This is a genomic window from Mycoplasma phocoenae, assembly GCF_012934855.1.
Taxonomy (GTDB): Bacteria; Bacillota_I; Bacilli_A; order Mycoplasmatales; family Metamycoplasmataceae; genus Metamycoplasma; species Metamycoplasma phocoenae.
The window spans coordinates 554,064-567,768 of the sequence record NZ_CP051481.1; the positions used below are offsets into that span (position 1 = coordinate 554,064).

At 30.3% G+C, this 13,705-nt stretch carries 12 protein-coding genes and 1 rRNA gene; all 13 read right to left on the reverse strand.

Translation table 4 applies throughout. The annotated features are described in order from the left end of the window. Window positions 1-51 precede the first annotated feature (51 nt). The 13 genes from HGG69_RS02420 to HGG69_RS02480 all read right to left on the reverse strand — a co-directional run bounded on the left by HGG69_RS02420 (window position 52) and on the right by HGG69_RS02480 (window position 13,664). Window positions 52-1,569, reverse strand: a 16S ribosomal RNA gene (locus tag HGG69_RS02420). Window positions 1,570-1,883: 314 nt separating this feature from the next. Then, window positions 1,884-2,960 carry a nicotinate-nucleotide adenylyltransferase gene (locus tag HGG69_RS02425; protein ID WP_169605201.1) on the reverse strand — a complete coding sequence of 359 codons (1,077 nt, stop codon included), beginning with the start codon at window positions 2,958-2,960 and terminating at the stop codon, window positions 1,884-1,886. A gap of 1 nt (window position 2,961) precedes the next feature. Beyond that, complete coding sequence (locus HGG69_RS02430) at window positions 2,962-4,191, reverse strand: Y-family DNA polymerase (protein ID WP_169605202.1); 1,230 nt, start codon at window positions 4,189-4,191, stop codon at window positions 2,962-2,964. A 19-nt stretch (window positions 4,192-4,210) separates the two neighbouring features. Continuing rightward, complete coding sequence (locus tag HGG69_RS02435) at window positions 4,211-4,621, reverse strand: iron-sulfur cluster assembly scaffold protein (RefSeq protein WP_169605203.1); 411 nt, start codon at window positions 4,619-4,621, stop codon at window positions 4,211-4,213. A 4-nt stretch (window positions 4,622-4,625) separates the two neighbouring features. Next, entirely contained in the window at window positions 4,626-5,789 is a 1,164-nt protein-coding gene (locus HGG69_RS02440) for an aminotransferase class V-fold PLP-dependent enzyme (protein WP_169605204.1), read from the reverse strand. Window positions 5,790-5,791: 2 nt separating this feature from the next. Further along, window positions 5,792-6,535 (reverse strand): TlyA family RNA methyltransferase, encoded by a 744-nt coding sequence (locus HGG69_RS02445; protein WP_169605205.1) that lies wholly within the window; start codon window positions 6,533-6,535, stop codon window positions 5,792-5,794. Further along, on the reverse strand, window positions 6,523-7,017 hold the full coding sequence (locus HGG69_RS02450) for a hypothetical protein (protein ID WP_169605206.1): 495 nt from the start codon (window positions 7,015-7,017) through the stop codon (window positions 6,523-6,525). Before HGG69_RS02450 ends, HGG69_RS02445 begins: the two co-directional genes overlap by 13 nt. After that, window positions 7,017-7,430: a transcription antitermination factor NusB gene (locus HGG69_RS02455; protein ID WP_169605207.1), complete on the reverse strand. Its 414-nt coding sequence runs from the start codon at window positions 7,428-7,430 to the stop codon at window positions 7,017-7,019. Before HGG69_RS02455 ends, HGG69_RS02450 begins: the two co-directional genes overlap by 1 nt. A 10-nt stretch (window positions 7,431-7,440) precedes the next feature. Continuing rightward, window positions 7,441-8,253 carry a TIGR00282 family metallophosphoesterase gene (locus tag HGG69_RS02460; protein WP_169605208.1) on the reverse strand — a complete coding sequence of 271 codons (813 nt, stop codon included), beginning with the start codon at window positions 8,251-8,253 and terminating at the stop codon, window positions 7,441-7,443. A 61-nt stretch (window positions 8,254-8,314) separates the two neighbouring features. After that, window positions 8,315-9,292: a recombinase RecA gene (recA, locus tag HGG69_RS02465; RefSeq protein ID WP_169605209.1), complete on the reverse strand. Its 978-nt coding sequence runs from the start codon at window positions 9,290-9,292 to the stop codon at window positions 8,315-8,317. Window positions 9,293-9,337: 45 nt separating this feature from the next. Further along, entirely contained in the window at window positions 9,338-11,500 is a 2,163-nt protein-coding gene (locus HGG69_RS02470) for a phenylalanine--tRNA ligase subunit beta (protein WP_169605210.1), read from the reverse strand. Between the two features lie 12 nt (window positions 11,501-11,512). Continuing rightward, window positions 11,513-12,457, reverse strand: coding sequence for a phenylalanine--tRNA ligase subunit alpha (gene pheS, locus HGG69_RS02475; RefSeq protein ID WP_169605211.1), 945 nt, complete (start codon window positions 12,455-12,457; stop codon window positions 11,513-11,515). A gap of 1 nt (window position 12,458) precedes the next feature. Further along, window positions 12,459-13,664, reverse strand: coding sequence for an AAA family ATPase (locus HGG69_RS02480; RefSeq protein WP_169605212.1), 1,206 nt, complete (start codon window positions 13,662-13,664; stop codon window positions 12,459-12,461). Between the last annotated feature and the right edge of the window lie 41 nt (window positions 13,665-13,705).

Here is a 13,705-nt window from a genome sequence, read left to right on the forward strand (position 1 = left end):
GAATTGTATATTGTTGTATTTGTTGTTCTTTCGAACAGGTGTACTCCGTAGAAAGGAGGTGATCCATCCCCACGTTCTCGTAGGGATACCTTGTTACGACTTCACCCCAGTCACCAATCCTACCTTAGACAGTCGTCTCCGAAGTTAACAAACCGGCTTCGGGCATTATCAGCTCCCATGGTGTGACGGGCGGTGTGTACAAGACTCGAGAACGTATTCACCGCAGCATGTCTGATCTGCGATTACTAGCGATTCCTACTTCATGAAGTCGAGTTGCAGACTTCAATCCGAACTGAGATCGATTTTTTGAGATTTGCTCCATATCACTATATTGCGTCTCTTTGTATCGACCATTGTAGCACGTGTGTCGCCCCACTCGTAAGAGGCATGATGATTTGACGTCATCCCCACCTTCCTCCTGGTTACCCAGGCAGTATTTCCAGAGTTATCAGCTCTATCTGTTATTAACTGAAAATAGGGGTTGCGCTCGTTATCGGACTTAACCGAACATCTCACGACACGAGCTGACGACAACCATGCACCATCTGTCATTCCGTTAGCCTCCGCTATATCTCTATAGCTTTGCGGAAGATGTCAAGAGTGGGTAAGGTTCTCCGCGTATCTTCAAATTAAACCACATGCTCCACCGCTTGTGCGAGTCCCCGTCAATTCCTTTAAGTTTCACTCTTGCGAGCATACTACTCAGGCGGATCATTTAATGCGTTAGCTGCGTCAGTGAACTCTCCACCGACTAATGATCATCGTTTACAGCGTAGACTACCAGGGTATCTAATCCTGTTTGCTACCTACGCTTTCGTCCCTCAGTGTCAATATAGACCCAGTAAGCTGCCTTCGCCTTTGGTGTTCTTCCATATATCTACGCATTTCACCGCTTCACATGGAATTCCGCTTACCTCTATCTCATTCTAGTTTACCAGTATCTGATGCAAACCGGAGTTGAGCCCCGGGCTTTAACACCAGACTTAATAAACAACCTACGAACGCTTTACGCCCAATAATTCCGGATAACGCTTGCGACCTATGTATTACCGCGGCTGCTGGCACATAGTTAGCCATCGCTTTCTGGTTAGGTACCGTCAGCTTAGTGGCATTTCCTCCACTAAGTGTTCTTCCCTAACAACAGCACTTTACGACCCGAGGGCCTTCATCGTGCACGCTGTGTCGCTCCATCAGGCTTTCGCCCATTGTGGAATATTCCTTACTGCTGCCTCCCGTAGGAGTCTGGGCCGTATCTCAGTCCCAGTGTGGCCGTTCAGTCTCTCGACCCGGCTAAACATCATAGTCTTGGTAAGCCATTACCTTACCAACTAACTAATGTTCCGCACCCTCATCTTCCAGTGGGGCAAGCGCCCCTTTTACAACATTCTCATGCGAGATTATTGCGTATCCGGTATTAGCAAGCGTTTCCGCTTGTTATCCCAATCTGAAAGGTAGATTAGGCACGTGTTACTCACCCATTCGCCACTAGTAGCAAGCTACTCGTTCGACATGCATGTATTAAGCACACAGCCAGCGTTCATCCTGAGCCAGGATCAAACTCTTAAAAATAATTGAATTGACGTTTATGGTATTTATATCCAGTTTTAAAAGAACTATCTGCAAGTTATTTGCACAAGATTAATTATACAATATAATTATTTTAAAGTCAAGTATTTTTTTAAAATATTTTTTTGTATTAATTTTACTAATTGCTTGTAACTAAGTTGCTTATTAATAATATCAGAATAAAAACAAATTTGTCAAAAATTTTTTATTTTTTTTTGATAATTTTTTTACATTATTTTCTACATTAAAAATTACAAAAAAAACGCAATAAAATACGTTTTTTTTCTATATATAATAGGGACGCTGTTTTTTAAAGATTATTTTGATCATTTTTGGTATACGTTAATTTGCTCTGGTTCAATTTCTTTACCATCTGAAATTAGAAACTCATGAATTGATTTAACTAATGATTTAAAACCTAAATCAAAATCTTTTAAAAATAAATTTCTTTGAGCTTGAATACCTGGTCAAGCGCGACCTTTGCATAACTTATCAGCGACGTATAATATTTTTTCTAATGTTGATAAATTGTCTTTTAAGCTTGTATGACATTTAATTGCTTCTAATATGAAAGTATTATTAACTTTGTATAGGTGTTTTAAAAATACATAAGCTGAAAGCTGGTGCATTTTATATGTAGGTACAAATAATTTCGAGTCGTAATATTTTTTTATTAAAGCAAGATGCTTTTCTGTTGAATATTCTTTTGTAATATCATGCATTAGAGCTGCATAATATGCTCATTTTTTAGGATAGTTTAATAAAGTGGCAAGTTCAACTGCATAGTCTGCGGCATATTTCATATGTTTATAACGTTCATGTGACACAGTATTTTTAATAATTTCTTCGATATATAAAAATTTGTCGCCAATATATTCCATTACACGTTGATCGACGCAATTTATTTGTCCATTACGAAAGTTGGTTGATGAATACGGAAACAATGGATTTTTCAAAATTTCAATGTTATATTTTTTAGCATTTATTTTATTTATATTAGGAGTTCTTTTGAAGCATTTTATTTTTACATAATTATTAAATTCGTCAATTGAGTGTCATTTGTTAATTTTCACTAAATTGTCAGACCCGATTAATAAAAATAATTCATCATTTGGATACTTGTTTTTAAAATGTTTAATTGTTTCAATTGTGTATGATGGACCATTTCTTTTAATTTCAAAGTCGCTAACTTCCATTTTATCTTCTAAAACGATTTTTATCATATTTAATCTATCAACGGCCGACTCACTTTTTTGTTGTGTTTTGAATGGATTAATATTAGCGGGAACAAAAATAAGTTTATCTAAATTTAACGTCTCAATTGCAAAACGCGCTACTTTTATATGACCTTTTGTAACCGGATCAAATGTGCCACCATAAATTGCTATTTTCATATTACTCCTTAGTTATATTAATTTTTTTGAATAATGAATTATCATAGTCTTCTATGTTAAAACGGTTTGAATGTACTCTTTTTTGATTGGTTTTGTTTTCTAAACTGCTTGCTTTATAAATAACTTTTTTGTCAAATACCTCATTCACCGAACTTTCAATTTCATCAATTACATTTTTCGGCTTTGAAAAAATGTCAATATAATTGTTTTTTTGATTATTAGAAATTAAACTTGTAATTCTTACTCCAACACCTCTTAATGGATTTCTATCTCAATTATGTCAAAATAATTCCATAATTGCTTGATAAATGTCTTCTTTTTTATTAATGTATTTTTCTAGGCTTGTTTGGTAGGTATTTCACTGCTTTTCTAAGTTTCTAATTTCTAAAACAACAACTTTTCCGCTTATATGACGCCTACTCATTCTTTGCGAAATTTTGTCGCAAAGTCTTTTAAGTTCATTTAAAAGTCTTGGTTCTTCAACAATGTCGCCTTCCATAAAGGTTAATGAGTTACCAACACCCTTAACTGAATCATGATTTTTTTCTAACTTATCTACTGTAATACCTTTTATTTGCTGTTGTTTTAAATAAAAGTTTTTACCCATAATTTTTTGTAATAAAAAGGTGTTTTTATAATTCGCAAAATCACCAACAGTCAAAATACCAATTTCTTTTAATTTAGGTGCATAACCTTTACCAATACCAAAAAACTTCTCAATCGGTAAATCATAAAAGTGTCTTTCTATATCGCTCGGTTTTGTTCACTTAACGCCAGTTGGCTTGGCAATGTTAGTGGACATTTTTGCAATGAATTTATTATGGCCTATTCCAATTGAACAAGGTATTGATAAATTGTTTTTAATTTTATCACGAATTTCTCACGCTAATAATTCTGGATCGATGTTTCTGTTTTTGATATATTTAGTAAAATCTACATAACACTCATCAATTGAATAAGGTTCAACATCGACTAGGTATTCTCTAGAAATAAAATTAAAAATCCTTATACTTATCAAAGTGTACAGCTCTAAATTAGGCTGCACAATTTTAATATTAGGAATAAATTCTTTAATAAGAAAAATTGGACTTCCAACTTTCGCTCCCAATTGTTTGGCTTCTTGACTCAAGGCTGTTGCTATTGCTCGTTTTGAATTACGCGCTACAGCAACGGGAATGTTTTGCAAATCTTTTCTTACAGTTCTTTCGCACGATACAAAAAATGCATCCATATCAATATGAAAAATTATTTTATCCAATTTTTAACACTCGTTTAAATGCTCTTGAACCTATCAATGCACATTCTAATCTGTTCAAATGTTTTTTCACGTCAATAAAAATAGTTAATTTATTCAAATCTATATCATTTGGTAATGTTGATGTTTTAACCATTTTTTCATATTCATTAATAATATTGATAATTTGTATTTTTGTTTTATTTAATAATTGTTCGCATAGAATATCTACTGAAGAAACAAATATTGAACAACCGTCGCCATTTCAGCGAATCTTAGTTAATTTATCATTTTCAAATTCAATACTTAAAACTAATGTGTCGGCACATCCTGTTATTGAACCATCTTCAACACTCTGTGATAATACTTCGTTTGATTTATGTTTAGGATTCTCATAGTGTTCAAACATGATTTCGCGTTTTTCCATCGCATTATATGAAGTCAATAAAATCACCACCTTTTTTAAGGGTATCAATCAATACATCAATATCTTTTTTTGTATTGTGTAACCCAATACTTGCTCTTAAGTAAGAAGCATGGAATCCAGATTCAGAAGATATTAAAAAGGCACAAAAATTTCCACTTCTTACATATATATTTTTATGTCCTAAGTATGATGCTATATCTTGAGCTGCTATTTTCTTTATATTAAATAAACAAATAACATCACCGGGTTGTGAGAATACATTAATGCCATCAATTTCTTTTAATCTTTCGTGTAAATATAGCGAAATACTTTTTACGTGTTTTTGAATATTTTCAATACCAATTTCATTTTGAAATTCTATTGCTTTACCTAATTGATATATGCCCGCTAAATTCAATGTGCCCGCTTCAAAAGCATTAAAATCTTTTTTATAATCATATGTTTTCATCGCTTTAAAACTTCCACCGCCAAATTTAACTGGATCAACTAAATCAAATAAGCGATCACTGAACACTAATAAGCCAGTTCCGGTAGGTCCGTATAACTTATTTGCACTCATTGCAATAGCATCACACTCATTAATACTTACTTTAGTGTAAGCAATAGCTTGGGCCGCATCATTAATAAAGAATACTTCATTAGATTTAGCTCATTCGTATATTGTTTTCATATCATATTTGACATTAAAATTATTTGTAACTTGTGATAATGCGATTATTTTTGTTTTTGTAGAAGTTTTTGCAAACAAGTCTTGTTGATCTGTGAAAAAAATAATTTTAGCGCCGCATTCTTGCTCCAAAAATCGTTGGTATGGAATGATATTACTTGCATGGTTATAAACACTCAATAAAATTTCATCATTAGGTTTAATGATTTTTTTAAACATTTGTGCAAGTTGATTTAATGAATCTGTAGTTCCGGATGTGAAAATTACGTTATCAATATTTGCATTCAATAAATCAGCGCATAATTTTCTAGTTTTATTAATAAATTCTGATGTGTGAATTCCCAATATTGAATCTTTTGTTCGATTTGATATTGAATATTTTGCGTAAAAATCATAAGCTGCTTGACAAACGATTTGTGGTTTTAATGATAAAGCGCCATTATCTAGATAAACAATATCTTTATTATTTATTAGCATTGGAAATTGATTTTTGAAATTCATGGTTACTCCTTAGTTTTTTTGAATAAACTAATATATTCTATATTTTTTGATTTTTGACCCAGTATTGGGCTTTGTTCAACACTGACACATTCAAAACCTTCTTGTTTACCGTATTCTTTTACCCTGTCAATTAAAAATGGATGATATTTCTCTTCGACATAACCACCAGCAGAAACATATTTTGATGAAGCTTCGAATTGCGGTTTTATTAATAAAATTATTTCGCTGTTTGGATTTGCAATTTTTTTTAATGTTCCAAATACATATTTCAAGGATATAAAGCTAACATCGCAAGTAAATATATCAATCATTTCATTAAAATGTGTGGTCGTTAAATCCTTTAAATTGGTTTGCTCAAAAACAACAACATTTGGATTGATTCTTAATGAATAATCTAATTGATTAGTACCAACATCAACTGCATAAACTTTTTTAGCATTATGTTTTAATAAAACTTGAACAAACCCCCCGGTAGAAGAACCGAGATCAACGCATATTTTGTTTTTTACATCAATATTGAAAATTTTCAATGCTTTTAAAAGTTTGTATGCGCCTCTTGATACATATTCTTTTTGGTTCAATAATTCAACCGGTAAATTTTCATCAAATTTTAATAAAGGTAAAAAGATTTTTTCGCTATTAATTGTAACGTTTCCGCATCTGATTTGTTTTTCCGCTTCGTTGATTGTAATTTCAAATTTTTCGGATATGATATCGACTAATTTCTTTTTAACTATTTTACTCATTTCAATATCTTTCTAATATAGAAATTAAAATCAGTTTCCACAGCTTCTAGCGAAATTGCAAAATCATTTAAAGCTTCTCTTTTTTTCTCATTAATTTCTATTTCACCATGAATTATAAATATATTAGGTACTTTGTGTTTTTTATCGAAATAATATGTAGATGTTTTAAAAATTAAATATAAAAATTTACCCAATGCTTTTCAATTACAAGATTGGTATTTTTTACATAACGAATCAACAGACAATAATAATTTATCAACATACATACTGCTAACGAAAGCCGATTGCATTAAAGAAATTTCCAACTCAACTAATTGTTCAATACTGTAATTTGTATCAAATAAAATTAAAATTTTCGATATTAAAAATCTCACCTGTTTATCTTTAAAACGTGAATTGTATTTTAATAAATTTTTATTTGCCAGCAGTGAAAGATGCAATTTTCTTATTTTATTATTAATTTCTTTTGTTTTGTCGTGCATTATTTTTTAATTAAATTTTTTGCAATATTATCTAAAACCGCATTCACAAATTTGTAATCATTGCCGGGCGCATAAATTTTAGTAATATTAACCATTTCATTTATAACTATATTTGTTTCGTTGTTTTGCATTTCAAATATTCCATAAATCAAAATTGCTTTAATTAATGGGAATGTTTGAGATCATTTTTCTTCATCAATAAAGTTCAATAAAAGAGTTTCAATATTTGGAAGCGAAATAATGATTTTTTTAATTATATTAATTTCTTCCGAATTTAAATAATCGACATTGATTTTTAATTCAGTGTTTAGTAATTTTTGGTATAAATAACTAATTACTCTCATTCTTTCTTCCATTTTTTTCAATGTGAAAGCAAGTTGTTTTTTTCTTTTAAATAATTCTTCGTTTTCCATATTTACTCCTTTATTCATATATTTTTATTAATTCAATTTGTTTGTTTTGATTGTCCTTTGTTAATTTAAAATAAATTCCATTAATTTGACATTTATTTTCACTAACTCTAAACGGTGCTTTTGCGTTGTAACGCATTTTGCCATAAACCTCATCATAGTTAGCGCCAATCGCACTGTTATATGGTCCACACATTCCTGCATCAGTACAATAATATGTTCCATTAGGTAAAATACGAGCATCATTCGTTTGTACATGTGTGTGTGTTCCGAATAACGCATCAGCCTTACCATCAACATACAGTCCAAATACATTTTTTTCACTAGTGGTTTCCGCGTGAAAATCAATAATTAAATAATCTGGTTGATTCATTGATTGTATTTTGTCAAATTCATCAAAAAATGAGTTTGCTTGTTCTTCTTTTCAAGGTGATAGCAATATGTTAAATTGAATCCCCATCATTGAACAAACGCCTATTTTTTGATCTTTAACTATGAATTCTCGATAACCTTGCCCGGGATATGTGTCATTAATATTAGCTGGTCTAATAACATCATTGTTTTCAATTATTTCTTCTATTTCAGAATGCGCTCAAACGTGATTACCTAAAGTGAAAGCATCGATTCCAATTTCTTTTAATTTTTTATAATCTCTTGGTTTAAATCCTTTGCGTCCCGAAACATTTTCAGCTTGTGCTATTACAAAGTCTGCTTTATATTTTTGTTTCAAGTCTTTTATATGGCGTGAAACAACTTCAATTCCTGGATCTCCGAATATATCACCAAAGAATAATACATTTATTTCTTTATTATTTGTCTTTAACATATGTAACATTATAATAAATTTTATTTTTAATAATAAAAAAGCTAGCGAATGAGCTAAAAAACTATTCGTTAACTTTAATTAATACACTTTGTTCAATGTCTTTGTATATATCTTGATTTTCAATTAAATATATTTTTAAATTGTTTTTCCCTTGTGCAATGTTTGCTTCTTTGTATGAATATCATGAGCCTTTTTTATTTATTATTGAATATTTTTCAGCTAAATCAATGATTTCACCTACCTTGTCAATACCTTTGCCAAATATGATGTCAACATTAGCTGTTTTAAAGGGAGCAGAAAGTTTGTTTTTAACAACTTTAATTTTTATTCCATTACCATTAATTTCGTTATTTTCAGTAATAGCTTGTGTCTTTCTAACTTCTACACGTATTGATGAGTAAAATTTTAATGCTTTCCCCCCGGATGTTGTTTCCGGGTTCCCGAAAATAATACCTACTTTTTCTCTGATTTGATTAATAAATATAATTGAAGTGTTGTTTTTTGCTAATGACGCAGTAATTTTGCGCAACGCTTTTGACATCAAACGCGCTTGAGCGCCAATTGTTTGATCCCGCATTTCACCAGCTAACTCCACTTCAGGAACTAAAGCCGCTACTGAATCAACAACAATTAAATCAATTTTCCCAGTTTTAGTTAATATATCAACAATTTCAAGAGCTTGTTCACCGCTATCTGGTTGAGCAATCACTAAATTTTCAGTACTTACCCCTAATGCTTTTGCATAGTGCGGATCAAACGAGTGTTCAGCGTCGACGAAAACAGCAATTCCACCAGTTTTTTGTACTTCAGCAATTGCGTGAAGGGATAGCGTTGTTTTACCGCTACTTTCTGGTCCAAATATTTCAATAATTCTTCCTTTTGGTCATCCCATGATACCAAGAGCTTTATCAATTGCTAAAGAACCTGTTGAAAATGTTTCACATGTTAAATCAGGTTTCTCTCCCAAAAGCATAATAGACTCTTTACCAAATTTTTTAGTTATTTCAGCAAGAGCATCTTTTAAATTTTCTTTGTTCATTTTTCCTCCGCTAATAAAAGTAATTTTTTAAAGCGAATTTAAAAATTATTCTAACATTTGTTCGATTTTTTTAACAGCTCAATCTTCCACTGTAATCGAGATTGTTGTGTTTACTTGACCATTTTCTTTTACAAAACGATCTTTAACATGAATCGAATGAATCCCTTTGACTCTGTTTAACTTATCTAAAGTAGCTTGTAAATCTTCTTGATGATTTAACAATACATTGAAATCTCTAATTTTAAGAGGATCGTGTTTGTAGTTTTTGAATTGAACATTAGTAGTTTTATCTAAGTCTAAAAATAATTCAGCACATATTGCTTTAGTGTTGATAATTTCAGGATGTATTTTTGCAAGATATCCGATAACTTTATTGTTTTTATTTTTAATTAAAGCTGACATATTTGGATGGAATGGTTTGTCTTGAACACGTTCAAAAATTATTTCGCTGTCCAAAATTTCACAAATATCTTGTTTCATTTGATCAAATGATTTAATGTTACTTACGATTGATAAAACGTTAATTTGTTTTTGGATCATTCCAATTTCAAATAAAGACATTTTTTCAATTTTACGTTTTTGATTGTATTCCAATACTTCAATTAATGAAGGGACCATTGAATGACGAATTTGAGTTCTTTCTGCTGAAGCAAATGTTTGTAAATTAATTGTTTCAGCAAAATTGAATGGATTGAAAATGTTTTTATCGGGTGATGTTAGTGTAAATGTTCTTGTGTTTTGATAATGCATGTTTTTTAAAATTGAATGATAATCTTTGTAGTGATTGTTTTGAGTTTGTTTGATTAAAGATTGAATCATTTTAAAGTTTTCATAACCATAAAATCTAAATACTTCTTCAGTGAAATCTTGCATTGTATTTAAGTCATAACGATATGCTGGCACATATACTTGTTTATCTTTAATTTCAATGCCTATTTTTTTTAGCTTTTGCATTACTAAAGCAAATCTGTCTGTGGCTGTTAAATCAAATCCTGCAAATCTGTTTAATTTATCTTCATCATATTCAAATGTACTGAATTTTGCTGGTTTATTATTAATTATTTCACTCATTTTTTTAACTTTTGTTGCTATATAGTTATGAGCAAGTTGGATTGAACCATTGCTAATTTCTTTACTTGCTCTAGCTGATGAAGCAGTGTCCAATTTAACTTGTTTTTTTGAATTTCTAACTTCTTTTAAATTAAATGATGCCAATTCAAATAATGTTTGTTTTGTGTTTTCATCGCATGAAGAATTTTCTAAACCAATAACTGCTGCTACTGATACAGGTTTGACTGAATCGAAAACACATAATGCATTATCAATAACCACTTTTGATTTCCCCAATATTTCAATTTCACCAGTATATTTTTTTACTGATAAAGTTTTAGAAGATAATTTTTCAGCATCATATGCGTGAGTAGGTACTCCCGTATACAATAATGTTAAATTCGATAAGTCTGTTGGATTATTTATTGTTTTAATATTGTGTTTAATCAAAAATAATTGGTCTTGAAGCGATATTTCAATGTCATGTGCATTGATTTCAGTTAATGTAAAGAAATTAGTTTCTTCCATTGAACTTACTGAAAATGTTGAGTCGGTTTTGGAAATATTTGCACTGAATTCAACTGCATCAGTATCAAAATAAGCAGCTAATTCTTTAGCCATTATTGTGTAACAGTTAGCATCTGCACGATTAGATAAAATTGTTACATCAATTAAATAATCGTTTAATTCAAAATATTGAATCGGATCCAATGTTAAATCAATAGGTTGTTGAAATGTAAATATACCATCGTATCATCTAGTTGGGAAGTACTTATCATCAAATCCTAATTCTTCTAAACTAACTAACATACCTTCACTATTAATTCCTTGCATCACTCTTTCACCAAAAACCATTTTTTTAGATCTTGAGCCTGGAACAAAAGCCATTAAATAATCATTTTCCTTAACATTTTGTGCATTTGTTTGAATAATTCTGTTTTTATCTGCAAATTCAATTTCACAAACATTTAATCTATCTGCATTAGGATTTTTGTACACTTTTGTAACGTGTCCAAATCTAATACCTTCAACATCGGAAAATGGTTCATATGATTCAACTTCAAAACCAATTGAGTTTATGGCTCCCACAACTTCTTCAATTGTTACTGAATCGTTTAAATTAGCTAATTTTTTTAATTTTATAAATGAAAATATCATATCTACTCCTTATTATTTGAATTGTTTCAAGAATCTTTCGTCGTTTGTATAGAATTCACGAATGTCATTAATATCATATTTAATCATTGCGATTCTTTCTAATCCTAATCCTGCAGCAAAACCATTCATATCATTTGTATATCCAGCTTTTTTAAGAACATCTTCGTGTAACATTCCAGCGCCTAAAACTTCGATTCATCTGTTTTTGTAAAAAATATCCACTTCAACACTAGGTTCAGTAAATGGAAAATAAGAAGGTCTTAGTCTAATTTGAACTTCTTGTTCCAAAACATAAGATAATAATGATTTTAGTGTTCACATTAAATTACCAAAATTTGTATAGCCCACTGAAACGAAATCTAATTGGGTGAATTGATGTGAATGAGTTTGATCCTCCTCATCATTTCTATATACCTTACCAATTGCAAATTGACTAAATTCTTCATTCTTGTGTTGTTCTAATGCTCTTGCACTAATACCTGTATTATGAGTTCTTAATAGTGTGTTTTCATCAATAAATAAACTATCCTGCATATCTCTTGCTGGGTGGTTTTTCGAAATATTTAATCTTTCGAAGTTATATTCATCATTTTCAATTTCAATAGCTTGAATTTCAAAATACCCGTTTGATTTAAATCAATCTCTCATTCTTTGAGCAATTAAATTGATAGGGTGTATCCCTCCTTGTTTATATACTGGTGTTGTTACATCTATTCATTGACTTTTCAGTGATTTTTCAATCTCTAATTTGTCAATTTTTTGTTTTGCTGATTCAAAAAATACTTCAGCTGTTTCTTTTAATGATTTAATTTCTTTTCCAAGAGCTGCTTTTTCATCCTTTGATGCTGATTTAATTTTTGCCATTAATTGTGCTAATTCACCATCTTTTGAATTAAATTCTGATTTAACTCTTTTTAAATCTTCTAATGTGTTTATGTTTTTTAAATCAAATTTCATATTAATCTCCTTTTTTTATTTTTTTTCAGTATTCATAAATCTTATATTCATACCCATTAATTTGTTCACCATAAAACCATATATTTTTACATTGTTCCGGTAAATATTTTTGTTTAACTCAATTGTTTTCAAAATCATGCGGATACTTATAGCCTAAACCTCTTTTTAATTTACTTGCTGATGCATAATGAGAATCTTTTAAATGCAACGGAACTGAATAATTATTTCCTGCTTCGATAAAATTTATTGCTTTTTTTGTTGCTGTAAATGTTGAATTACTTTTGGGAGCAAGTGCAATATTAACTATGGCAAATCCAATTGGTAAATAACCTTCTGCAACACCTAATCTTTCAAAAGCATTAATCGCATTAACTGTATCTAATGCAACACTTGGCTTAGCTAATCCAACATCCTCATAAGAGGCACATATCATTCTTCTGAACATCGAATCAAATTGCTCAGACTTATACAATTGAAAGCCATAATATAATGACGCATCAACATCAGATCCTCGCATTGACTTGTGAAATGCGCTTAGCAAGTTATAATAATCATCACCACTCTGATCAATTTGAATATTTGTGCTCGGTAAAATTATTTTTAAATCCTCTATAGTAACATTATTAGCAGTATAAATTTTGCTTATTAAATCTAAGTTATTTATTGCAATTCTAAAATCATGATTTGCTTGCTTTGCGAAAAAATCGAAAATGTTATTGCTTTCATATTGAAATAAGTTTTGTGAATCAACAATATTTTTTAAATATTGAGCTAGCGCATGAGTACTGGGTTTCTTTAGTTCAATAATATTTGTTCTAGAACGTAATGCGGGATTAACTTTGAAAAATGGGTTTTCCGTTGTTGTTGCATATATTGTTAGTGCACTATTTTCTACGGAAGGCAATAAAATATCTTGTTTGTCTTTGTTCAATCTATGTATTTCGTCAATAACAATAAAACTATACTTTTCAATCAACGTAGTCAACATTTGTTTACTGTCAGTAGCGGCATTAAATACTCCATATTGATTATTGGATATTTCTTTAGCCAAAATCAATGAGATTGTTGTTTTTCCAGTACCGGGTGTACCAAAAAAAATAAAAGATCTTTTATCTTTACTGTCAATAATTTTTTTAAATAAATTAATTAATGGTTTTTCTAGTAATAAATCATCAATGTTGTTTGGTCTTTGTTTTGAAGCGAGCATTTATATCCTTATAATTATTATTTAATTATAACAAAAAATAT